At 61.2% G+C, this 22115-nt stretch carries 19 protein-coding genes; 7 read left to right on the top strand and 12 right to left on the bottom strand.

Annotated elements, in window-relative coordinates; genetic code table 11:
- The first annotated feature begins 97 nt into the window (after positions 1 to 97).
- Both CGLUCO_RS11880 and CGLUCO_RS11875 read left to right on the top strand, forming a co-directional pair.
- Positions 98 to 1249 carry a glycoside hydrolase family 3 N-terminal domain-containing protein gene (locus CGLUCO_RS11880; RefSeq protein WP_232621961.1) on the top strand — a complete coding sequence of 384 codons (1152 nt, stop codon included), beginning with the start codon at positions 98 to 100 and terminating at the stop codon, positions 1247 to 1249.
- A complete protein-coding gene (locus tag CGLUCO_RS11875) occupies positions 1250 to 2887 on the top strand; it encodes a VanW family protein (protein WP_143336976.1) in 1638 nt (545 codons plus the stop codon). It begins immediately after the preceding gene.
- Here CGLUCO_RS11875 and CGLUCO_RS11870 read toward each other — a convergent pair.
- The 6 genes from CGLUCO_RS11870 to CGLUCO_RS11845 form a co-directional block, all read right to left on the bottom strand.
- Positions 2884 to 3510: a helix-turn-helix transcriptional regulator gene (locus tag CGLUCO_RS11870; RefSeq protein WP_084037136.1), complete on the bottom strand. Its 627-nt coding sequence runs from the start codon at positions 3508 to 3510 to the stop codon at positions 2884 to 2886. The two genes, CGLUCO_RS11875 and CGLUCO_RS11870, sit on opposite strands and share 4 nt — an antisense overlap.
- 71 nt (positions 3511 to 3581) lie before the next feature.
- Positions 3582 to 4367: a respiratory nitrate reductase subunit gamma gene (gene narI, locus CGLUCO_RS11865; RefSeq protein ID WP_084037134.1), complete on the bottom strand. Its 786-nt coding sequence runs from the start codon at positions 4365 to 4367 to the stop codon at positions 3582 to 3584.
- Positions 4364 to 5059 (bottom strand): nitrate reductase molybdenum cofactor assembly chaperone, encoded by a 696-nt coding sequence (gene narJ / locus CGLUCO_RS11860; protein WP_084037132.1) that lies wholly within the window; start codon positions 5057 to 5059, stop codon positions 4364 to 4366. Before narJ ends, narI begins: the two co-directional genes overlap by 4 nt.
- Positions 5059 to 6684 (bottom strand): nitrate reductase subunit beta, encoded by a 1626-nt coding sequence (narH, locus tag CGLUCO_RS11855; protein ID WP_084037130.1) that lies wholly within the window; start codon positions 6682 to 6684, stop codon positions 5059 to 5061. The genes narJ and narH overlap by 1 nt, the downstream gene beginning before the upstream one ends.
- Positions 6684 to 10364 carry a nitrate reductase subunit alpha gene (locus CGLUCO_RS11850; protein ID WP_084037128.1) on the bottom strand — a complete coding sequence of 1227 codons (3681 nt, stop codon included), beginning with the start codon at positions 10362 to 10364 and terminating at the stop codon, positions 6684 to 6686. Before CGLUCO_RS11850 ends, narH begins: the two co-directional genes overlap by 1 nt.
- A 33-nt stretch (positions 10365 to 10397) precedes the next feature.
- Positions 10398 to 11741, bottom strand: a complete 1344-nt coding sequence (locus CGLUCO_RS11845) for a nitrate/nitrite transporter (RefSeq protein ID WP_084037126.1) — start codon at positions 11739 to 11741, stop codon at positions 10398 to 10400.
- Between the two features lie 296 nt (positions 11742 to 12037).
- On the opposite strand from CGLUCO_RS11845, the gene CGLUCO_RS11840 reads away from it, so the two are divergent.
- Complete coding sequence (locus tag CGLUCO_RS11840; RefSeq protein WP_084037184.1) at positions 12038 to 12529, top strand: MogA/MoaB family molybdenum cofactor biosynthesis protein; 492 nt, start codon at positions 12038 to 12040, stop codon at positions 12527 to 12529.
- An 85-nt stretch (positions 12530 to 12614) separates the two neighbouring features.
- Here the strand turns inward: CGLUCO_RS11840 and CGLUCO_RS11835 are convergent, their stop codons facing one another.
- A complete protein-coding gene (locus CGLUCO_RS11835; RefSeq protein WP_084037124.1) occupies positions 12615 to 12815 on the bottom strand; it encodes a hypothetical protein in 201 nt (66 codons plus the stop codon).
- Positions 12816 to 12930: 115 nt separating this feature from the next.
- On the opposite strand from CGLUCO_RS11835, the gene CGLUCO_RS11830 reads away from it, so the two are divergent.
- Positions 12931 to 13245 carry a PadR family transcriptional regulator gene (locus CGLUCO_RS11830; RefSeq protein WP_070740553.1) on the top strand — a complete coding sequence of 105 codons (315 nt, stop codon included), beginning with the start codon at positions 12931 to 12933 and terminating at the stop codon, positions 13243 to 13245.
- Between the two features lie 2 nt (positions 13246 to 13247).
- A complete protein-coding gene (locus CGLUCO_RS11825) occupies positions 13248 to 13829 on the top strand; it encodes a DUF5808 domain-containing protein (RefSeq protein ID WP_198481465.1) in 582 nt (193 codons plus the stop codon).
- A gap of 87 nt (positions 13830 to 13916) precedes the next feature.
- Here the strand turns inward: CGLUCO_RS11825 and CGLUCO_RS11820 are convergent, their stop codons facing one another.
- Both CGLUCO_RS11820 and CGLUCO_RS11815 read right to left on the bottom strand, forming a co-directional pair.
- Positions 13917 to 14984, bottom strand: coding sequence for an ArsB/NhaD family transporter (locus CGLUCO_RS11820; RefSeq protein WP_005388382.1), 1068 nt, complete (start codon positions 14982 to 14984; stop codon positions 13917 to 13919).
- Positions 14984 to 16834 carry a potassium transporter Kup gene (locus CGLUCO_RS11815; protein ID WP_232621962.1) on the bottom strand — a complete coding sequence of 617 codons (1851 nt, stop codon included), beginning with the start codon at positions 16832 to 16834 and terminating at the stop codon, positions 14984 to 14986. Before CGLUCO_RS11815 ends, CGLUCO_RS11820 begins: the two co-directional genes overlap by 1 nt.
- A gap of 170 nt (positions 16835 to 17004) precedes the next feature.
- Between CGLUCO_RS11815 and CGLUCO_RS11810 the strand changes: the two genes are divergently transcribed.
- The gene (locus CGLUCO_RS11810) at positions 17005 to 18255 is read left to right on the top strand and encodes an alpha/beta fold hydrolase (RefSeq protein ID WP_005388386.1); all 1251 of its coding nucleotides are present in this window, start codon (positions 17005 to 17007) and stop codon (positions 18253 to 18255) included.
- Complete coding sequence (locus tag CGLUCO_RS11805; protein ID WP_084037120.1) at positions 18256 to 19347, top strand: pyridoxal phosphate-dependent aminotransferase; 1092 nt, start codon at positions 18256 to 18258, stop codon at positions 19345 to 19347. It begins immediately after the preceding gene.
- On the opposite strand, the gene CGLUCO_RS11800 is transcribed toward CGLUCO_RS11805, so the two are convergent.
- From CGLUCO_RS11800 to CGLUCO_RS11790, 3 genes are all read right to left on the bottom strand, one after another.
- The gene (locus tag CGLUCO_RS11800) at positions 19331 to 20359 is read right to left on the bottom strand and encodes a hypothetical protein (RefSeq protein WP_084037118.1); all 1029 of its coding nucleotides are present in this window, start codon (positions 20357 to 20359) and stop codon (positions 19331 to 19333) included. The two genes, CGLUCO_RS11805 and CGLUCO_RS11800, sit on opposite strands and share 17 nt — an antisense overlap.
- A gap of 604 nt (positions 20360 to 20963) precedes the next feature.
- Positions 20964 to 21542 carry a hypothetical protein gene (locus CGLUCO_RS11795; RefSeq protein ID WP_084037116.1) on the bottom strand — a complete coding sequence of 193 codons (579 nt, stop codon included), beginning with the start codon at positions 21540 to 21542 and terminating at the stop codon, positions 20964 to 20966.
- Positions 21543 to 22106, bottom strand: coding sequence for a hypothetical protein (locus CGLUCO_RS11790; protein ID WP_084037114.1), 564 nt, complete (start codon positions 22104 to 22106; stop codon positions 21543 to 21545).
- Positions 22107 to 22115 lie beyond the last annotated feature (9 nt).

The raw sequence follows: 22115 nt of genomic DNA, 5'->3' as shown, positions 1-22115 counted from the left end.
TAATGTGGGTACAATCCTATACCGCGTTGAGCCGTTGGTCGAACCACCGCGTATTCTGGTTGACGTTTCCAGGTATCACGAAAGGGCCGATTTTCTCATGGCAGGACGAGCATCCGCAGCGCTGGCGTGCGTCGCTTTGGGGTGTGCAGGTGTCCTTTCTGCCTGTTCTTTCACCCCGGAGCCGGAGACGGTAACATCCATCGCCACGAGCACAGAGGTCACCACTCAAACGGAAACCCACACCGAGCCGATGCCCGTCCCTGTCCCTGCTGATCAGCGGGCGCAGGTTGCCTCCCTCATGACGGTGGGCGTGAAAGATTACGACGATGCGCTGTTCGCCCTGCACCAGGGCGTGGGTGGCATTTTCATCGCTAGCTGGACGGATCCGGCGCTGCTCACGGATCCGGAGCGGAACATCGCCACGCTGCGCCGGGAGATCGGTCGGCCGTTCGCCGTCACTATCGATGCCGAGGGCGGCCGCGTCGTCCGCCAGCCCGCCCTCCTCGGCGATATCCCCTCCCCGCGCGTCATGGCGGAGACGATGTCCACCCAGCAGGTGGAGCAGGTGGCCTACGACCTCGGCCAAAAACTCACTGACCTTGGTATCACGGTCGATTTCGCCCCGGTCCTGGACACGGACGCGGGCCCGGCGGACGGTGCCATCGGAGACCGTTCGTTCTCAGCGGAGGCGGGCCGCGCGACGGAGTACGCCATCGCCTTCGCCCGGGGGCTCAGCAACGCGGGCGTAACCCCCGTGTTCAAGCATTTCCCTGGCCACGGCCGCGCGACGGGGGACACGCACACGGGTTCCGTGCAGACACCGCCGCTGGAGGAGCTGGAGAGGCTGGATCTCCTCCCGTACGGCCCGGCGTTGACGGAGTTTCCCGCAGCGGGGCTGATGGTCGGTCACGTGACGGTGCCGGGGATGGGCGACGCGCCGGCGTCGCTGAACCCCGAGGTCTACGAACTCATCCGCTCCGGCGCGTACACGCGCGGAACCCCCTTCGACGGTGTCATTTACACCGATGACCTCTCCAGCATGAAGGCGGTCTCGGCGGAGCATTCCGTTCCGGAGGCCGTTCTTGCCGCACTTCAGGCGGGGGCTGATAACGCTTTGTGGGTTTCCACCGATACATTGGTGGAGACGATTGATACGGTCAATGCGGCCGTCGATTCGGGCGCGTACCGTCGTGAGCGCATGTATGACTCGGCGGTGCGGGTCGCCCAGCTCAACCACGAAGGGATGTAGATGAAACGCATCGGACTTGCCGTAGGCCTGTTTGTGTTGCTCCTCTTGGGCCTGTATGGCGTGGATACGGTCCTCACGCAGGGCACCGTTCCCCGTGGCACCACTGTGGGTGGGGTCGCAATCGGTGGGATGAACCCCGCCGATGCTAAAAATAAATTAACTTCCACCTTCACCTACCGCCCCGTCGAGGTTTCGGCGAACGACATGCGCACCACCATCGATCCGCAGGCCGCGGGGCTGGCCCCCGACTGGGACGCGACCATCGAATCCGCGGGCACGCCGTCGCTCAACCCGATCACCAAGCTCACCTCCTTCTTCACCACCACCGAGGTCCCGATCCAGTCCCACGTTAGTGATGCATTTTCACCTGCCATGCGGGCGGTCGCCACGGAGCTCACCCGCGAGCCCGTCGACGGTGGTCTTTCGCTTGTCGACGGTTCCGTGAACCGCATTCCTCCCGTCATCGGTCAGACTGCTACCGAGGAGTCCGTTTCCGATGCTGTCCTCCACAATTGGCTCAACCCCGACGGCGTCATCGTCGAGGTGACCGAGGTTCCGCCCGCCATCGGCGACGAGGAGATCGACGCCGCAGAGAAGGGACCCGCCAAGAAGGCCCTGGCCGCCGACATTGTCGCCCACGGCAACGACAAGGTTGATGGCATCATCCCCCGCACCCGGATGGGTGAGATTCTTACTTTCGCGCCGGAGAACGGAGTTCTCCGGCCAGAGGTCAACGTTGACCGCGCCCGCGAGATCCTGAACGAGAACTTGCAGACCACCGACGTCGCCCACAAGAACGCCACCCTCACCCTGACCGGCGGCGGCCGCTCCGTCACCCCGCACGTCGACGGCACCGTCATCGATTGGGAGAAAACCCTCGAAGGCTTCCCCGAGCGCGTTCTAGGCGACGAGAAGGAATTCGACGTCACCTACAAACCCGACCCCGCCACCTTCACCACGGAGCAGGCTAACGCCGCCACCTTTAACGACGTCGTGGGCTCCTTCACCACCGGCGGCTTCTCCGGCCCGTCGGGTACGAATATTGCCCTGGTAGCGAAGACTGTCAACGGTGCCATCGTCGCCCCCGGCGAGACCTTCTCGTTGAATGGATATACAGGCCCCCGCGGCACCGCCCAGGGTTATGTCTCGTCCGGCGTGATTCTTAACGGCCACGCCGACACCGCCGTCGGTGGTGGTATTTCGCAATTTGCGACAACCCTCTACAACGCCTCGTACTTCTCGGCAATGACCGACATCGCCCACACCCCGCACAGCTACTACATCTCCCGCTACCCCGCGGGCCGCGAGGCCACCGTTTACGAGGGTGCCATCGACCTCGTCTTCCGCAACGACACCCCGAACCCCGTCCTCATCGAGGCGGGCGTGAGCGGCAACGAGGTCACCGTCACTTTCAAGGGCGTAAAGACGACGAACGTCCAGTCCATCCCCGGCGGCAAGTGGAGCTACACCCAGCCCCAGCCGATGAGCGTCAGCGGGTCGAGTTGTTCGCCCTCAAACGGTGCCCCCGGCTTCACCACATCGGATACACGGGTAGTGACTGACCTCGCCGGAAATGAGTTGTCGCGGACCTCCACCACCACGGTCTACGACCCGGTCCCCATCGTCCGCTGCTCCTAGTCCTGGATCACCCGGAGGGTACAGTACCCATCGCCACCCAGCGGGGTGACGTCAATGCTTTCGTCTGCCATACGCAGTGAGGTGCGGATGAAGCCTTCATGAATGGCGCAGATTGCGATTCCCGGCATGTGGCCATCGTGAACGAAGGGGCACGAGTTCAGGTGGATGGTCTCGCCACGTCGCTGTGGAGTGAACCCTAGCCGGTGCAGCAGGGCAATGAGGTTGTCCTCGTCTGTGCTCCCCGCAAGACCCAGGCGTTTTGCCCACGAGCGCCCGAGCTCCAGGCCATCCTCGTAGGACATGTTGTGGGTGAGCTCTTCGATGAGAGCCACGTGTTGCGCATTGAGGTCATCGGAGTTGGGTACGCGGGACCTAAACAAAAGAGAGGGGCGGCCACGGCCGGAGGCCGCAGCCGTGATCGTTTCCACGGCACGGCTTTCGACGAGCTCGTCGAGGTGCCCTCTGACCGTGTTGATGTGGACACCCAGGAGCTCCGCGATATCACTTGCGCGAGCGCCGTCGGGAAAATCCTGCAGAACATCGAGGACGATCTTCTGCTTCGGACTCAGCGCGAAGTGATCGGCGGTCATCTCAGCGGATGACCGGGGTGGCTTGTTGGGCATGTAGAACCTCGTCCTGTTTTCGCGTAAATGGGGGTACTAAGTCTACCGAACCGGATACCAGCCCAAATCGCCTATGCACCCCGTGACGTTGCCTCAGTCTTGTTCTTCTTCACCATCCGCGCTTCCCTGCTCACAGGAGCCCATCCGCGACGTGCGTGTTCCGACGTAGTGGCCTCGCGGGAGCGGTAGACCACATAGGGGCGTGTGGTGTAGCCCAGCGGCACGGATACGACGTGCACCAACTTCGTGAATGGCCACACGAGGAGGAGAATGAGACCGGCGATAATGTGGAGTTTGAATTCCACCGGAACGTTGGTCATGAGCTCGGGCTGCGGATTGAAGGTGAACACCCCGCGGATCCAGGGAGAGATGGTCTCACGGTAGTCGTAGCCGTCGCTTCCCCGAAGGATCTGCGTTGACAGTGTCGCCCAGCCACCGAGGAAGATGGCTGCGGTGAGGAGGACGTACATGAGGATATCGTTTCCCGATGTCGCCAGCCGCACCGATTTCACCACGAAGCGGCGATAGAGCAGGCCTAGCAGACCGAGGATTGCGGCGAGACCGAAGATCGATCCAAGTACCACCGCCATGAGATGATACGTGTGCTCTGGGATCCCCAACGCCTCAGTGGCCGACTTGGGCACGAGCAACCCAGCGGCGTGCCCGACGATCACACCGAGCATGCCGTAGTGAAACAGCGGGGACGAGAGCCGGAGAATCCTTGATTCGTAGATTTGCGAGGACTGTGTAGTCCAGCCGTACTGGTCGTAGCGCCACCGCCAGATCAGTCCGGCGACAAAAACAACGGCGCTGATCCAGGGAAGTACTGTCCAGAAGAAGAGTGAAAACGTACTCATGAGTGTGTCACCTCAGCTAGGGGGAGAGTGGTATCTGCGATGCCCACGAGCTCTGCGGGTGGGCCTTGGCGCACCAGGGAAAGGAAGCGGTGCGTTGTTTCGTCATCCATGAGCGGAAGCATCTGAGTGATGGCTGCGATCACGTGATGGTAGGGGGAATCGAAGCTTTCCAGCGACGCGCGGAGGACCTCGATGCCGTCGCGGTGTGCGCGCAAGAGGTCGACGAGGGTCGACGGATCGTCCACGCTCGCAATCGCTTCGAGGACAACACAGAGATGATCCGGTAGCTCCCGCCGAGCCAGCTCGCAGCCAGACGCGCGGAGCGCATCCCCGAACGCGAGGATCGCTGTGCCGCGCTGTCGGGTATCTCCCACGGCGTAGTAGCTGAGATAAAGCGAGCAGCGGCGTTTGTGATCGAAGATGTCGACGTAGTGCTGCGCTAATCTGCGCGCGCCCCGTGCCCGTGCGGCATCGAGGAAGGCTCGCAGGTCGTCCGCGATCGTCTCTGGAAGGCTGGCTAAGGCATCCTCGATGGCAGTAAGTCGCGTGTTCCATTCGTCCTCAGCGCAGACCTCCGGGTAATCCAAGAGGAGGGATGCAGCCATGGCAACAATGGCTTGTTGCTCCGCCGTGACATCGACAGGTGGAGTAAGCGTCTCCACCGCCGGGCCGTTAAACGTAGCTTTCTTCATTAGGAATCGGACCGGCCTTCCCTCGTCACCGTGGTGGTACGGCTCGGTCGTGGCGGGAACATGTCGTGGGGGGTCGTGCCCGTGGGCCACGATTTCAGGCTCACGGAGGTGGCTCCGCCGAATTCCGCACCGGTGGCATTCGTCGACCGCGCAGAGATCGCGCATTCCATGTCCTGCGCAACATCCTCCCGCGTCAACCCCAGCTGCGACATGCCACGGGGGATCTCGGAAGAGGTGGTCGGGATGACGTACCGGTCGTCGTATTTGGCAATCGACAGCAGTCGGTGCATCGCCACCATATCCTTCCCCGTCATCCCGACGGCCGCCGCGATGTCCTCCTGTGGGTCGTTGCCGAGCGACAGGTCCCGCATGTAGGAACGCATGGCTGCGAGTCGCCGTAGGGACTTTTCGACGGGCACGGTGTCGCCCGCAGTAAAGAGGCCAGCGAGATACTCCAGCGGAATCCGCATGCGGGAAATCGCCGTGAACAAAATCTTGTGGTCCTCACCATCGTTACCGGATGCGGTCACCTCATCGACGATGGGGGACAGTGGCGGGATGTACCAGACCATCGGGAGGGTGCGGTACTCGGGGTGCAACGGGAGCGCTACCTCATAGCGGGAGATGAGCTCCCAGATCGGTGACTCCTGCGCGGCCTTGATCCAGGTGCGGGGGACACCGTCCCTCTTGGCCTGCTCAACCACAGACGGGTCGTGCGGATCGAGGAGCACGGACCGCTGCGCGTCGTAAAGCTCGTGCTCATCCTTGACGGCTGCAGCTTCCGGAACCCGGTCCGCGTCGTAAAGCACAACACCGAGGTAACGGAGGCGACCCACACACGTCTCCGAGCACACGGTCGGCTGCCCGACCTCCAAACGCGGGTAGCAGAGAGTACACTTCTCCGCCTTGCCCGACGCATGGTTGAAGTACACCTTCTTGTACGGGCACCCAGATACACACATGCGCCAACCACGGCACTGATCCTGATCGACGAGCACGATCCCATCCTCGGAGCGCTTATACATCGCGCCGGAGGGACAGCTTGCCACACACGCAGGATTGAGGCAGTGCTCGCAGATACGAGGGAGGTAGAACATGAAGGAATCCTCGATCTCCGTGCGCACCTTGAGGTTCATCTGCTGGAGAATCGGATCCTCGTGCAGGGTCTCCTTCGAACCACCGAGGTCATCGTCCCACGCAGAAGACCACTCAATCTTGTCCAGCGGCCTACCGTCGAGCTGCGACACCGGCCGGGCCGTGGGGAGTGTCTTTTGATCCTTGGGAGCAGACAGGAGCTTCTCATACTCGTAGGTCCAGGGCTCGTAGTAATCCGAAATCTCCGGGAGATCCGGATTAGCAAAGATGCTGGCGAGCTTCTTCAACCGCCCGCCGGACCGGAGCTTGAGCTTGCCGGAGCTGGATCGCTGCCAGCCACCCTTCCATTTGCTCTGATCCTCCCAGTGGCGTGGATAGCCGATGCCGGGTTTGGTCTCCACGTTGTTGAACCACACATATTCGGTGCCTTCGCGGTTCGTCCACGCTTGCTTACACGTGACCGAACAGGTGTGACACCCGATGCACTTGTCCAGGTTCATCACCATGGCGATCTGTGCCATAACCTTCATTAGTATTCAACCTCCTGCGAGCGGCGACGAATGGTGGTGACTTCATCGCGGTTGTTGCCGGTTGGCCCGATGTAGTTAAACGAATAGGTGAACTGGCCGTACCCACCAATGAGGTGGGTCGGCTTGATCATGATGCGGGTCAGCGAGTTGTGCGTTCCACCGCGCCGACCCGTCTTTTCATTCAGCGGTGTGCCTACCGTACGCTCTGAGGCGTGGTGCATGAACACGGTTCCCTCCGGGATACGGTGGGATACCACCGCGCGAGCTGAGACGATGCCGTTGCGGTTCCGCGCCTCGATCCAATCGTTGTCGCGAACACCGATCTTCTCCGCGTCCTTATCACTCATCCACACCACCTGGCCACCGCGGGCCAGCGAGAGGACGTGGAGGTTATCAAAGTACTGGGAGTGAATCGCCCACTTGTTGTGGGGCGTCAGGTAGCGGACGGTGACCTCCGCGCGCGAACCTTCGGCAACCGTTCCCGGCGCGGTTTCGCCGTAGAGGGCGTGCACGTCAACCGGTGGCTTGAATGTCGGCATCGCTTCGCCGTACTTGATCATCCAGTCGTGATCCAGGTAGTAGTGCATGCGTCCGGACAGGGTATGCCAGGGCTTGTCGTGCTCGATGTTGATGGCAAACGCTGTGTAGCGGCGGCCACCATGCTCCGACCCGGACCACTCCGGTGACGTGATCACGCCAACGGGTTTCTCGGAGACGTCCTTCCACGTGATCCGCTTGCCCTCTTCCTCGATGGAAAGGTCAGCGGTAGGTTTATCGGAACCGACCCGCTTGTCCAGCTCACGGAAGCCTTGCGTAGCGAGGCGGCCGTTGGAGGTGCCGGACAGGCGCAGAACCGCTTCGCACGCCTTCTTGTCGGTGGCCAACGACGGTCGGGGGCCGATCGCTGTGTCCAGCGTTCCGTTGATCTGGGCGAGTTCTTCCACCTCTCGGTCGGGCCTGTAGGGGATGCCCTTCGTGTTCATCCCAGCCTGTGCGGAGAGGGGCCCGAGGGCATTGAACTTCTCGTAAATCTTGGTGTAGTCGCGCTCGACGGTCACCATGTTTGGCAGGGGTGCTTCATCGAGCGGGCCAACGATGCCCTTTGGCGATCCCAATTCGGCCGGTGAATCGTGACCGCCGGGGACGGTGATGACATCGGTCTGCGTGCCCAACCACTTCTCGGCGAACTCGGAGAACTTTTCGGAGAGATCCTGGAACAGCTCGAAATCGGTGCGCGCCTCCCACGGGGGCGTGATCGCCGCGTTGAACGAGTGCAGGAACGGGTGCATATCCGTGGACGAGAGATCGTGCTTTTCGTACCACGTGGCAGCCGGGAAAATCAGGTCACTTACCAGCGTGGTCGAGGTGTTACGGAAGTCCGAGGTGAGCATCAGATCCAGCTTGCCCTGCGGGGCCTCATCGTGCCATGTGATAGACCGTGGACGTTGCCCGGGCTTCAGCTCTTCCGCCGTCGCATCGGAATCGACGCCGAGCATGTGCCGGAGGAAGAACTCGGTTCCCTTTGCCGAGGATCCCATGAGGTTCGTGCGCCAGTTGAGGAGGATCTTCGGGCTTGCCTCCCGGGCATCCGGATCCTCGCACGCAAACTTCACATCGCCACTGCGAAGCTGCTCGGCAATGTAGTCCGCGGGTGCTACTCCGCGTTCCTTCGCTTCCTCAGAAAGCACCAGCGTATTGCGAGTGAACTGCGGGTAGCTGGGCATCCAGCCACGCTTCATCGATTCGACGAGGGTGTCACTCGTCAGCTCGTCGCCGTCGACATCCGTCGCGAGCGGCGACGTGAAGCGGTTCGTTTTTGCAGAGTCGTAGCGCCACTGGTCGGTTGTCAGATACCAGAAGCCCGTGGAGATCATCTGGCGCGCCGGGCGTTGCCAGTCGAGGGCGAATGCGTACTGCGCCCAGCCGGTTTGTGGTCGGAGCTTTTCTTGCCCCACATAGTGCGCCCAGCCGCCACCGTTGACACCCTGCGTGCCGCACATCGTGGTGAGGGCGAGGAACGTGCGGTAAATCTCGTCGGAGTGGAAGTAGTGGTTGGTGCCCGCACCCATAACGATCATCGAGCGACCATGGGATTCCTCCGCATTTCGCGCGAATTCGCGAGCCACGCGGATGGCACCTTCCATCGGGACACCGGTTAATTCCTCCTGCCACGCCGGCGTTCCATAGCACGTGAGATCGTCGTAACCGGTGGGCCACTCGCCGGGGAGATTGAGTTCCGGGCGAGGGACGGAATAATTGGCCAGGAGGAGGTCGAACACCGTGGTGTAGGTACGACCTTCGATATTCACAGTCGGTACTCCGCGGTGGATAACACCAGCACCAATGGGGCCGTCCGCATTCCCCTGATAGGGGAGGTCGAAGCGGGGCAGGAGAACCTCGGCGGTTCCATAGCCATCAATGTCTGCCGCAGACATGACCGGATCTACGCCGTCCAGGCTAAGGTTCCATTTGCCTTCGCCTTCAGCGCCCCAGCGGTCGGCAACGGTGCCACCCGGATCCACAACGCGTCCGTGTGCGTCCAGGACAAGGAGCCTGTGGTTAGCATTAGGGGAGTGGGCCAGATCCGGATCCGACAGATCCGCTGCGGTGAGGAACTTACCGGGAACGAACCCGCCCTCGGCATGTGGATCCAATTCAACCAGGAACGGCGAATCCGTGAATCGCCTCATGTAATCGAGGAAGTACGGTGTCTTCTCACCGACGTGGAATTCCTTGAGGATGACGTGTCCCATCGCAAGGGCAAGGGCACCATCCGTTCCCGGGTTGGCGCGAAGCCACTCGTCGGCAAACTTGGTGTTGTCAGCGAAATCGGGCGAGACAACGACGACCTTCTGGCCGGAGTATCGTGCCTCGACCATGAAGTGTGCGTCGGGCGTGCGGGTGAGCGGAATGTTGGAACCCCACATGATGAGGTATGTGGAGTTGTACCAGTCACCCGATTCCGGAACGTCGGTTTGGTCCCCGTACACCTGAGGTGAGGCCGGGGGCAGGTCAGCGTACCAGTCGTAGAAGGACAGGCTGACGCCACCGATCATCTGCAGGAAGCGCGTGCCGGCACCGTAGGAAATCATGCTCATCGCGGGGAGCACGGAGAAGCCAGCGACTCGGTCGGGACCGTACTGCCGAACGGTGTATACGTGCGCGGCTGCGGCGATCTCGATGGCTTCCTCGTAGTCGATGCGGATCATTCCGCCCTTGCCACGCGCCGATTTGTACTCCTTGGATTTGAGCGGGTCCTCGACGATGTCACGCCAGGCGAGGACTGGATCCCCCAGCCGCTTCTTGCTTTCCCTGTACATTTCCACGAGCACGGCGCGGACATACGGATAGCGAATTCGCGTAGGAGAATAGGTGTACCAGCTGAACGCCGCGCCACGGGGACAACCCCGTGGTTCGTATTCCGGCATATTCGGACCTGTGGTGGGGTAATCGGTCTGCTGCGATTCCCACGTGATGACGCCGTCTTTCACGTACACCTTCCACGAGCAGGAGCCCGTGCAGTTGACGCCGTGCGTCGAGCGCACGACTTTGTCGTATGCCCAGCGATCGCGGTAAAACACGTCTGCCTCTCGGCCGCCGGTGAGGTGCAGTTCATGGCCCGTAGAGTCGGTGGTTCCGCCACGGACAAACGACCCGAAGCGGAGGAGGGGGTTACTCATGACTTGTCCTTTTTCATTTCAAATTGTGGTCATTTAGCCCGGGTATGGGGCACCTGGGCGCGCGTAGAAGATCCAGGTCAACGTGGTTGCGATGGCAAAGAACACGACGCAGCCCCAGAAGAACGTCGCCGGGTGCATCATGGTCAGCAACACACCGACGATGAACGGACTGAACGACGCGATGGCAGAGGTCCACCCGATAACGCCACCGGACTGGCGCTTAGGCAGAACCATCGGCATTTGTTTGAACGTGCCAGCATTGCCGAGGCCGGTGAAGAAGAACATGGTCAGCATCGCAATGAGGAACGGCCAGAAGTCGCTCGGTGAATCCGGCTTGAGGAAGATGGCTGCCACCGCCGTCGAGATCGTCATGCCTACGCCGCCGATGAATGTCCAGATCGCACCGCCGAACTTGTCGCATAGTGGACCCCACAGTGCACGGACACCAGCGCCGATGAGTGGTGCGAGGAAGGCGAAGCTTGCACCCTTCGGGAGGGTTGCCGGATCCACGCTCGATGCGAATTCACTCTGCGGGCCGAAGGTGTTGTTCACCAGCAGCCCGAACTGTGCGGCAAATCCGGCAAACGCACCGAAGGTCATGATGTATACAACGGTCAGCACCCACGTGTTGATGTTGCCAAAGATATCCATCTGCTGCTTGATGTTTGCCTGTACGGGAACATCCTTGAGGTAGATAAAGGCGACAATGGCGATGACGATTGTCCACGGAACGAAGAAGATTCCAACGTTGTGCACCCACAGCAGTTCCCCGGTAGCGGTGCGTTGGGGAGCAATCATCCCGAGTCCGAAGAGGCCGAATCCCATGATCCATGGGCCGAGGAACTGAATGAGGGAGACACCGAAGTTGCCCAGTCCTGCCTGCAAGCCAAGGGCTGTACCGGATTTTGCCTTGGGGAAGAAGTATCCAGTAGACGGCATGTAGCCGGAGAAGCATCCGCCACCGATGCCCGTCATGAGGGCAAGGACGATGAGCCACCAATACGGTGTGGTTGGATCCTGCACTGCGAAGAACCAGCCAAGCATAGGAATGAGGAAGAGTAAAGAGGTGAATCCCACCATCTTCCGCGTTCCGATGATCGGTGGGAGGAACATATAAATGAGGCGCACAACGCCGCCGGATAGTCCGGGAACTGCTGCGAGCCAGTAGAGCTGAGTGGCTGACAGATCAAATCCGATTTCGTTGAGCTTCGGTGCGATGGCCGAGACGAGGTACCACACGCAGAAGCCGATAGTTAAAGAAATCGTGGAGATGATGAGAGTTCGCCAGGCTATCTTGGAATCCCATGTGGCTGGGTCTTCCGGATCCCATCCATGTAGTACTCGCTGGGATGTATCCAGTGAGTTAGTTTCGGCCATTTTTCCTCCCGGAGCGATGTGATTGTGCTTACATTATTTAGTACGGAATTACCTAGATTAACTCCTCGCGGTATCATTGTTTCACATAACATAATGAAATTTGGAATCGCCGTTTGCCGAGGTCAAATAACCCAAGCTCAAGGTGGTTTAAGGGGGAAACTAATTAGGGTTACCTTCCAAGAATTTCACGTTCACAGAGAAAAGTTGGTAGGGCGGATGCGGGTGGGTATCCACCAACGTTGTCTTTCGGGCAATGGTTGCGGAGCGCAATGCCGATGCTGATTGGAGATGAAGGTATGGGAATCACCGGAGTTGTAATCACCGTGTCAGATCGGACCTCGCGCGGTGAGCGAAAAGATAAGTCGGGACCCCTTGCTGTAGAGCTGCTGCGAAAATATGGCGTGGAATGTGATGCGCCGATTGTGGTCAAGGATGGGATTGACACTGTGGGGTCTGCCATCAGTGAAGCCCTCGACGCGGGGCACCGCCTCATATTCACCACGGGCGGAACAGGTGTGAGTGCTCGTGACCTGACGCCGGAAGCTACTCAGCCGTTCATCGAGAAAGAACTAAGAGGGGTTGAGGTGCAGATTCTTCTTGCCGGGTTGGAAAAGACTCCGCAGGCGAGCTTGTCCCGCGGGTTGGTGGGCACCAGTGGAAACGCCCTGATCGTCAACGCACCTGGTTCCCGTGGTGGGGTGAAGGACACGGTCGGTGTCATTGGGGATCTGATTCCCCATATCATTGAGCAGCTCGACGGCTATGACGGGGCATCCCATAAAAAGTAGCCCCCTCGGTTTTCGCTATGCGCTGCTTCTTGAGCTGCGCGTGGGGTTCAATGCCCCGGCGTTGACGTTCCCGCCGTAACCGAAACTATCGCCGCGGCTCTTCCTCATCCTCCCAGTTTCCGGGGTAGTCACCGCGAAAGATGTGCCAGCCGACGACGAAGCATAAGGTGCCGACGAAGAAGACGATTCTGGCGGTGAGGGTGCTTTCTGCGGCTTTGCTGGCACCCATGAAGATCATGGCGGCGAGGAGGAGGGGGATGGCCCAGCCCCATTTGATGGTGTGCATTGCGTGCTCCTTTGCTGGCGGTGCAAGAAGCACTGTATAGCGTCGCGCGGACCCCCGCACTTGCAGTACATCGCTAACCGAGGTACCATGTAAAGCAAGCTACTGAAAGGACTGTATGGATTCCCAACTGCGCAAGGGGGTGCTAGAGATGGTCGTTCTCACTCTCCTCGCCAAACAGCCCTCCTACGGCGGCGAGCTTCTCGAGCGTCTCGCTGCAAAAGATCTCGATGTTAGCGAGGGCACGCTCTACCCGCTGCTTTCCCGCGTGAAAAAGGCCGGCTACGTCGATACTTCCTGGGAGCCGTCACCCTCCGGCCCCCCGCGGAAGATTTACACCGTCACTACCTCCGGCAAAAACCACCTCACCGACCTCACCTCCCAATGGCAACGCTTCAGCGCCAGCGTATCCGCGCTGGTAGGAAAGGATTAATCATGACCCGCTTCTCCGCCTTCGACCCAGAAAACCCGAACTGGCTCGTCCCGCGCCGCGTCGGCGTCGGCTGGGATTTGAACCTCGGTAAGCTCGCCGTCAAGGCAGGCCTTATCCGCCCCGACGATTCCCTCCCGGACCTGCAAGAACACATCCCAGCCCCCGTCTCCAAGGCACTAACCTACGCACCCCTTGCCGGAGCCGGCCTCATCGCCGTCGTCGGCCACTTCGTCGGCATGCGCGACGGAAAACTCCCCACGCATTGGGGCTTCGACCTGCGACCGGATCGTCTGACAGCCGCGCGCCCCGCCGCCGCCGTGCCCGTCCTTGTCACCCTCGGCTTCACCGCCTTCACGCTTGTCGAGGCCTACCGCCACAAGTCCATCGATGCCTCCCTGTCTGCTCAGACCCTGGGCCTCCAGGCGTTCTCCCTGGCCACCCTTGCCGAGCTTGCCCGCTACACCGAGGGCGACGATTCCCCGGCCTGGGGCATCGGCCTTGGTATCCTCGCCATGCCCGTCACCGCCCTCGGCGTGCTCGTCGGCACGGTGAACTCCGCCCTCAACAACATCGAGTTCGAGTAGCGCTTCACTTTTTGCAGCAGATTCGTCCCAAACCCCTGAAATTAATGGGGTTTCCGTGAAATCTGCTGCAAAAAGTAAAGGGAACGGTTAACCCAGCACTTGAAGCCCTAAACACCCCGCAACAATAACCAGCGGGACGAGCACGAGACCTGATGCGATAAACAAGCGGAGTGGAATCCGCACGCCCTTCGCGGCGGCGAGCGTCATCCACAGCAGGTTGGCAAGGGATGCCCACGGCGTGATGAGCGGACCCGCGTTCACGCCAATGAGCAGGGGGACGGTCGGCGCCATGGTCTCTAGCGCCAGGTAGGCGGGGAGATTATTGGTCAGGTTTGCGAGCCCCGCACCCGCCGCCGCAAACGCCACCTGTTGTGTAAACGGCGGCAGTTCGATCAGTGGGGCGAGGACATCCATGGATATCCCGTCCATGAGGATGAACAGCGCCAGCGCAAACAACGCCATCGTCCAGGGGAGCGCCCTCACAAACGGCACGGGGCGGATTGCCAAGAGAATCGCTAATAACCCAGCAGCCGCGATCCACGGGGCCACGCCGAGAAGGATCGCCACGGTGAACGCGCCGATGGCCAGCGCATACGGTGTGAACCGCACGGGTGGGGCCGTAAATGCACTAACCGGAACAACCTGTTTTCTGAAAAACAGCACGAACACGAGCGCCACCACAACCAGCACGAACAGTTGGGGGAGCGCCATCACGGCCATGAACTCTATCGCCGTGAGGCCCGCCTCCTGCTGCGCCAATAGGTTGGTCAGATTCGACACGGGCAAGAGCAGGCTGCCGGTGTTGGCCACCCACACGGTGATGAAGAGGTACGGCAGTGCGGACACCCGCCCGCGTTTCGCAAGCGTCAGCGCCACGGGCGTGAGCAGCACGATTGTGGTGTCCAGGCTCAATATCGTTGTGACAACAAAGCACAAGAATCCGAAGGCGAGAGCTGGTCGACCGTCGGTCCGGCGCACGAGCCACGCGGCCACACCGTCGAACACGCCGTGCTGGTCAAGCACCGCGGATACGGCCGTCATAATGAGCAAAAACAACAACACCGGCCACGTCCGCATGAACACACTAACTGGTGACAGGGTGCCCATGAGCGCCACACAGAGCAAGACCAATACGGCCGTGACCTTTTTCAGCATTACAAAATGAGCCTCGAGGTGTAGTTGACGGTGCGCGTGGCGGGGAGCCGAAAATAGCTTACCGGCTGCGCCTGCGTGCGGTACAGGAACGCGAATACCTTCTTCCGCAACCGCGTCATTTCCGTGTTCGGCCCGTTCACCAGCATCATCCGCCCGGTGAAGTAGAACGGCTTGTCATCCACGGCCACACCCGCGCGCCGCAGCAAGGGCAGGGCCTCCGGCACGTCGGGGGTTTCGAAGAAACCGTAGGTGAGCGTGACAAACGTGATGTGCCCGTCGCCTATCACCTTATCCACGGTGACCCGCTGCGAGCGAAGCACCCGCGGCCAGCTGGAGGTGACCACGCGCACGATGATGTTGTGTTCATGCAGGCAGTGGTTGAACCGCACATTGGTTTCCAGGGCGCTCGGCGGGGTGTCGTGGTTGAGGTGCAGGTAGATGGCGGTGCCGGGTACGGTGACGGGCGCGTGCACGTCCCCCCACCCGATCGTGATTTCCTTGCGTCGGGCGATGAGCATCCGCATGCCGTGCCGCCACGTCAGCATGGTGAAGATGATGGTGACACCGATGGTGAGTGGGATCCACCCGCCGAGGAACAGCTTGACAGCGTTGGCGCTGAACAGGGCAATCTCGATCACGCCGAAGCCTGTGGCAAAGGCCACCACGCGCCACGGTTTCCAGTGCCTCACCGTCGCCGCGTACCAGGTAAACAGTGAGGTTGTCATGAGGAAGGTCCCTGTCACGGCCAGGCCGTAGGCTGTCGCTAGCCTTGCCGACGATTGGAACACGACGAGCAGAACCATCACCCCAGCGAAGAGCAACCAGTTCACTGCCGGAATGTAGATCTGGCCACGTTCTTTGTTGGACGTCTGCCGGATCGCCAGGCGCGGCAGGAGTCCCACCGATTGTGCCTGCTTGGACACTGAAAACGCGCCGGTGATGACGGCCTGGGCGGCGATCACTGTGGCCAGGGTGGCCACGCAGACGAGGGGCACCGTCGCCCAGCTGGGAACCATGAGGAAGAAGGGGTTGGTTATGCGCTCCGGGTGGTCGACGAGCATGCCGGCCTGCCCCAGGTAGTTCAGGACGAGGGCGGGGAGCACAAGGTACACCCACGCGCGCCTAATCGGGGTTCGCCCAAAGTGGCCGATATCCGCGTAGAGCGCCTCGGCGCCGGTGACCGCCAGCACGATCGAGCCGAAGGCCAAAAACGCGAGGCCCGGCGCGCCGACGATGAACCCCACCGCGTACGTGGGGGATAGCGCCCGCAGCACCCCGGGATGCGCGGCGATCTGCACGATGCCCAAAAACGCGAGCAGCCCAAACCACACGACCATGACCGGCCCGAAGGCCTTCGCCACCACGGCAGTCCCGTAGCGTTGGGCCACAAACAGGACGATGAGGATCGCCGCGCCGACCGGCACGACGAGGCGGGAGAGCTGCGGATCGACGATCCCGATGCCCTCAACCGCGCTCATGACGGAGACTGCGGGCGTGATGACGGAATCGCCGTAGAACAGGCTCGCGCCGACGATCCCGAGCGCGAGCGCCCACGGTTTGTGCTGGGAGACGGAGCGGTAGACGAGCTCTGTCAGGGCAAGGATGCCACCCTCACCGCCGTTGTCTGCGCTCATGACGAAGCGCACGTATTTGACGGTGACGATGATGATGAGCGCCCACACGATGGTGGACACGATGCCATAAATGTTTGCTTGTGTTGGTGCGATGGCACCATCTTCTAGGGAAAATACGGATTGCAGTGTGTACAGGGGGCTTGTGCCAATGTCGCCAAAGACGACACCGAGCGCAGCTACCATAGCCGCGCCGGAGGCGAAACCATACTTGCGCATGGTGCGGAATCCTACGCCTGCGCGAAGAATTGCAAAACTGATGCCGATCCCCGCTGGTAGCACCTAGAAAAGCAAGTGTCAATACGTTATAACTGCAGTTCAGAGAGGGGGAGATAGGTGGTGACCGTAACCCCCGGCTACCCCCGTCGACAAGCGTAGGCTAGGTAACTATGACGACAACACGCTACATCGCGGACCTCCGCATCGACGACCACACCCTGAACGTGCCGCTGAACTGGGACGATCCCGACGATAAACGGACGATCGACATCTTCGCCTCCGTCGTCACGCGCCCCGGCGGCGAGGACCTGCCCTACCTCACGTTCCTGCAGGGTGGGCCCGGTTCCGAGGCCCCGCGCGTGACCCATTCGCCGACGAACCCGGACTGGCTCGACGTGGCGCTTGAGCACTACCGCGTCGTCATGCTTGACCAGCGTGGAACCGGAAAGTCCACGCCCATCGGCGATAAAGACCTCCCCAAAGGTGCCGACTACCTGGCGGAATACTGCACCCACCTGCGCGCCGATTCCATCGTCAAGGATGCCGAGGCTTTCCGCGAGCACCTCGGCGCAAAAACGTGGAATACCCTCGGCCAATCCTTCGGCGGCTTCACCACGCTTGCGTATTTGTCTGTATTCCCAGACAGCATCGACAACGCGTACTTCACTGGCGGACTCTCCGCCGTCGGCCACCACCCCGACGACGTCTACGCGCTGTGCTACGAGAAGGTCCGCGCCTACACCGAGGCCTACTACCGCCGCTTCCCCGCGCACCGCGACAAGGTCCGGGACCTGGTAAAACGCGCCGAGGACCAAGAGATAAAACTCCCCACTGGCGAGGTCGTCTCCCCGTCGCGCATCCGCTCCCTCGGCCACCTCCTGGGCGCGGACAACGGCTGGATTGTCCTCCATGACCTGCTGGAACTCGATCCGGAAACCAACGCGTTCGCCTACGATCTCGCGCACGCCCTGCCGTTCGGCGGCCGCAACCCGCTGTATTACATCATCCACGAGTCGAGCTACTCCGACGGCTTCGTCACCAACTGGTCCGCCGAGCGCACCCTGCCGGACGCGTGGAAGGACGACCCCACGCTCCTCACCGGCGAGCACGTGCGCCGCGAGTGGGCGGACACTGTCCCGGCGTTTAAGCCCTGGAAGGAGGTCGTGGACAAGGTCGCCCAGGTCGAGTGGCCGTCAATCTACGACGCCGAGGCGCTGCGCAATTCCGGTGCCACCGGTGCCGCCGCCGTCTACGTCAACGATTGCTACGTGCCCCTCGAGTTCTCGCTGGAAACCGCGAAGCTCCTGCCCGGCGTCAAGACGTACGTGACCAGCGAGCACGAGCACAGTGGCCTGCGTTCCTCGGGTGGCGATGTCCTTCGTCACCTCATCGATCTCGCTCACGGGAGGCGAGTGCGCTAAGTGCGTTTCTCCCGCCGCCTCTCCGCGCAAGAACCCAACCGCATCACCAGCGCAGCCCGGGAAAACCACCCGCTAGACGCCTCCGACTCGAACCCCACCCACCACGGGCTCGCGCCGCGCGTCTACACCGCTGACCCCCGGGGCGACAGCCGCGCCCGCGAACTCCTCGCGGAATTCGTCTCCGCGCGCGATAATCGTCCCGTCGACCCCGACCGCCTCTACCTGGTCAGTTCGTCGTCGCAGGCGTACGCGTGGCTCACCAAGCTGCTGTGCGACCCGGGCGACGCGCTCCTGGCCCCCCGCCCCGGCTACCCTCTCGTGGAGTCGCTGGCGGCGCTCGAGTCGGTCGCCATGCTTCCGTACCGTCTCGAGTGGGCTGGCTCGTGGCTTGTCGACGCCTCCTCGATCGCCCCCACGCCACGTACGCGAGCGATCGTGCTCATCAACCCGAACAACCCGACAGGCTCTTACCTCACCAGCGACGAAATAAGCCACTTCACCTCCCTCGGCTTGCCGCTTATCGCCGACGAGGTGTTCTTCGACTTCCCGCTCACCGACACTCCCCGCCACCGCATCGCCGGCGAGGACCGCGCCCTCACCTTCGCCCTCGACGGGATGTCCAAGAATCTCGCCGCTCCGTATGCCAAGTTCAGCTGGATCGAGGTCTCCGGCCCCGCAGACGATGTCCGGGAGGCCCAGCGACGCCTCGACATCATCGCGGACTCCTACCTCCCCATGAGTGACCTCATCCTCGATCACCTGCCCCAGATGCTCGAGGCGATCCCCGCCCAGCAAGCACGCGTCCGTGCCCGCACGGCCACCAACCTCGCCACTATGCAGCGCCTGTCCACCGGCGTCACCACCGTCTACCCGCCGGAAGGTGGCTGGAACGTGCTCCTGCGCTTTCCCGATGTCATCGACGAGGAGGAGCTCGTCCTCACCCTCATCCGCGATGCGGGCATCACCGTCCAGCCCGGCTACTTCTTCGACATGCGTGTACCCGGTTTTGTGAGCCTGTCGCTACTGCTGGAACCCGAAGCCTTTGAAAAAGCAGCGCGTGCGATCCTCACCACTATCAACGAACTCTGCTAAACAACCTGGTGCACGCGCTCTGGAAAAGCGTCGCCTCTGATGGGGGCTGTGCCATTGGCGCGGTCCCTCCTCCGGTGCCAAGAGGATGACTGGACCAGATTCCATCTGGTTTGTGAATCTTCGACTCCGGCCCGAGCAGATCCACGATGTCTTTCACCGCCGTTTCCACTCGCGTGATGCTGAAATCATCCAGCCAGTTCTTGCCCTCTTTCTCCAGTTGTCGGAGGTAAGGCTCCAGATATTCCTTCCCGTTTCCTTTGACACCCACGTGTTTATCGACGAGGTATGCAACGGTTTCGGCCTCAATTTCGCACACCCCGTTTGGTATGCTCGCGCGATCACGAGCCTGCTTGTCCCATTGATTTCGTGGCTTCCTATCGCTGAGTGGCCCCAGGTGTCCAAGAAGAACGTGGGCGTACTCGTGGACGAGCGTGTGAAACATGGATGCCGGCTGCGCATTCCTGTCATACCTGACCAGAAAGTTGAGTTTGAAATGCCACTCGCTCCTTTGCCTTTGCACAATCCGGGTGCCCCGATCCAGTCTTCTTGTATCGCCACCAAGGTTTGTCCCCATATCCACGCCATTCACGTCGATACTCACGTAGTGGGCATGGGAAAGAAGTGCCGCGATGTGTCGACTGGGATCCTCCGTCGCGGTAACAAAGTCGAAGCTTGGCGTGACATCCAAAACTTCTCCTTCGTAATCCTCGATGGGCTCGGTATCGCTGTATTCGTACACAGGCATGACCGGGCCAAAGGCCTTGAGTACAAGCAGAGGCGGGCTGAAGGGGACCTTCCGACGCCCGTGCTTTGCCCACTCCGACTCCGTCATAGCGAAAGAGGAACCGGGTCTCATAATTTCCACCATGAGCGCGTTGAACGGAGATAGAAACTGCGCGCGGATAATGGCGTTATCGATGAGGTCAAAAAACGGCTTGATCTTGTTGTAACCAGCAGCAATCTCATTAATATGAGCGGCAAAGTAGCCATCGACGGTTTCGGGTTCGAACATGGGTTAAGGCTAACAGGGCGGGAAAGCATAACTGTCGCAGTAGTAGAACAAATATTCTAAATGCTGCTTGAAAATCTCGGATAAAACGTCCTGAAAATCTCGGATGGTGGTGTTGAACAGGAGAAATGATGGCCAAATGAGTCGCGCAGCCGGTGGTATCTTTCAGGTGCTTTTCGCACGGGTGGAGGCTGTCCCTGATGGAAGAAGAGAGGGGTGAAAACTGAAACCGCCTGACCATTGGGCGTCAGGAACCAGCATTATACCGTGGATGTTGAAGGAGTGACCTAATCAATGAAAAGTAAAAGGCCCACAGGCGCGTCTCGTCCTATAGACCTTCTTGTTCTCATGGCTAACGCTTCACTTTCGTGAGAGCCTCACCGTCTTTGTTCATTACAGTACTAGTTCGCTCGACATGGGGGAGAGTCTGCCCATAGGATTCGCCCTCGACAGCCCCAGTAGGCCACAGTGTGGCCCATCCGGGAAGATAGAGCGAGGGCCCATCCGAAGATGGGCCACAAAACTATTCGAACTGACCAGCTTCTGAAACTCAGGCCTGCCAAGGCCTAGGCACACAAGGCTTCCCTATGCCTAGTCGCCCGAGCCCCTAATCCACCTCGAAATCGGGCTCGTCGATCCGCAGTTCCGAGTACTTGGCCTCGGGGAACGAGGCGGTGTACGGCGCACCAACGGCGTGCCAGGTTTGATCCTCGCCGCAGGTGACGTCCTGGTTGTCGGTGTCGAGCATGCTGAAGCCCCACACCAGTCGGCCCTGCGTCTGCGGGGGCAGCATGTACGGGCCGACAACCTGCTTGAACTTCCAGTAGATCTGGTTGACGTAGGTGAAGCCGAACGCGTTGGACACGAACTTCGCAAGTTCACCCTTGTCCTTGGCGGAGGCGGAGACCTCGGTCGTCTGCGTCCGCTTCTGCGTCACGGTGTGCGTGACGGGGATGGGTTCGTCGTTGAAGTTGGCCACGCTGGCGGCGTCGGTCTGCTTGAACCAGTGGCGAGTGGCCTCCACGTAGGTGCCGTTCGCGCCGGGTGTCGCGCAGTGCGAGCCGGGGGTGTAGTCGGTGTTCCACCTGCTGGGGAGCTCAAACTCGAGCGTATCAGCCGCCCCAGCCACGCCGGTGCCCGACAATCCCACCGCCACCACGGCAGCAGCAATCGCTAGGCGGCGCATTTAGAACTCCTGCTTGCCGTTGTCGCGCGTGGAGATCTGCACGTGGCGCTCCTTGGGCAGGGTGGCGTGGAAGGTGTCGCCCTCGCCGTGCCAGGTGTGGTCGGAGCCGCAGACGGTGTGCTGGCCGGTGAAGTCGGAGACGACCCAGCCGGCGCGCAGGACGGCGGTCTTGCCGGGCTGGACGTTGTACGGTCCGATCTGCTCGCCGACGGTGTAGCTTTGCGAGTCGGTGTAGCTGGAGGAGAAGGTGAAGTGGATGAGGTCGAGGATCGGGAAGTCGATGCCGGCGGAGACGTTCCACGTCTTGGTCTTGGTCTCTTCGACGGTGCGGGTGACGGGCAGGGGCTCGTCGTTGAAGTTAGAGATGGTCCAGCTGCCGGCGGAGCCGTCGAAGTAGGTGCGGGTGATGTTGACGGTTTGGCCCCGGTCGCCGGGGTTGGAGCAGGCCTCACCGATGGTGGTGGGGTTGGCCACGCCGAAGTCGCGGGAGGGCAGTGCCTGGGCGGCGGGGGCGAGGGCGAGGGTGGCGGCAGTGGCGAGCGCTGCGATGGTGCGGATGGACATTGTTTTCTC

Source organism: Corynebacterium glucuronolyticum DSM 44120 (assembly GCF_030440595.1).
GTDB lineage: Bacteria > Actinomycetota > Actinomycetes > Mycobacteriales > Mycobacteriaceae > Corynebacterium > Corynebacterium glucuronolyticum.
The sequence above is the reverse complement of the archived record's forward strand: the minus strand, read 5'-3'. Positions and strand labels throughout refer to the sequence as shown.

Bases quoted from the DNA above. Each gene is read 5' to 3' on its own strand.
- CGLUCO_RS11880 (WP_232621961.1), top strand. From the start codon at position 98: ATGGCAGGACGAGCATCCGCAGCGCTGGCGTGCGTCGCTTTGGGGTGT.
- CGLUCO_RS11875 (WP_143336976.1), top strand. From the start codon at position 1,250: ATGAAACGCATCGGACTTGCCGTAGGCCTGTTTGTGTTGCTCCTCTTG.
- CGLUCO_RS11870 (WP_084037136.1), bottom strand. From the start codon at position 3,510: ATGCCCAACAAGCCACCCCGGTCATCCGCTGAGATGACCGCCGATCAC.
- narI (WP_084037134.1), bottom strand. From the start codon at position 4,367: ATGAGTACGTTTTCACTCTTCTTCTGGACAGTACTTCCCTGGATCAGC.
- narJ (WP_084037132.1), bottom strand. From the start codon at position 5,059: ATGAAGAAAGCTACGTTTAACGGCCCGGCGGTGGAGACGCTTACTCCA.
- narH (WP_084037130.1), bottom strand. From the start codon at position 6,684: ATGAAGGTTATGGCACAGATCGCCATGGTGATGAACCTGGACAAGTGC.
- CGLUCO_RS11850 (WP_084037128.1), bottom strand. From the start codon at position 10,364: ATGAGTAACCCCCTCCTCCGCTTCGGGTCGTTTGTCCGTGGCGGAACC.
- CGLUCO_RS11845 (WP_084037126.1), bottom strand. From the start codon at position 11,741: ATGGCCGAAACTAACTCACTGGATACATCCCAGCGAGTACTACATGGA.
- CGLUCO_RS11840 (WP_084037184.1), top strand. From the start codon at position 12,038: ATGGGAATCACCGGAGTTGTAATCACCGTGTCAGATCGGACCTCGCGC.
- CGLUCO_RS11835 (WP_084037124.1), bottom strand. From the start codon at position 12,815: ATGCACACCATCAAATGGGGCTGGGCCATCCCCCTCCTCCTCGCCGCC.
- CGLUCO_RS11830 (WP_070740553.1), top strand. From the start codon at position 12,931: ATGGATTCCCAACTGCGCAAGGGGGTGCTAGAGATGGTCGTTCTCACT.
- CGLUCO_RS11825 (WP_198481465.1), top strand. From the start codon at position 13,248: ATGACCCGCTTCTCCGCCTTCGACCCAGAAAACCCGAACTGGCTCGTC.
- CGLUCO_RS11820 (WP_005388382.1), bottom strand. From the start codon at position 14,984: ATGCTGAAAAAGGTCACGGCCGTATTGGTCTTGCTCTGTGTGGCGCTC.
- CGLUCO_RS11815 (WP_232621962.1), bottom strand. From the start codon at position 16,834: ATGCGCAAGTATGGTTTCGCCTCCGGCGCGGCTATGGTAGCTGCGCTC.
- CGLUCO_RS11810 (WP_005388386.1), top strand. From the start codon at position 17,005: ATGACGACAACACGCTACATCGCGGACCTCCGCATCGACGACCACACC.
- CGLUCO_RS11800 (WP_084037118.1), bottom strand. From the start codon at position 20,359: ATGTTCGAACCCGAAACCGTCGATGGCTACTTTGCCGCTCATATTAAT.
- CGLUCO_RS11795 (WP_084037116.1), bottom strand. From the start codon at position 21,542: ATGCGCCGCCTAGCGATTGCTGCTGCCGTGGTGGCGGTGGGATTGTCG.
- CGLUCO_RS11790 (WP_084037114.1), bottom strand. From the start codon at position 22,106: ATGTCCATCCGCACCATCGCAGCGCTCGCCACTGCCGCCACCCTCGCC.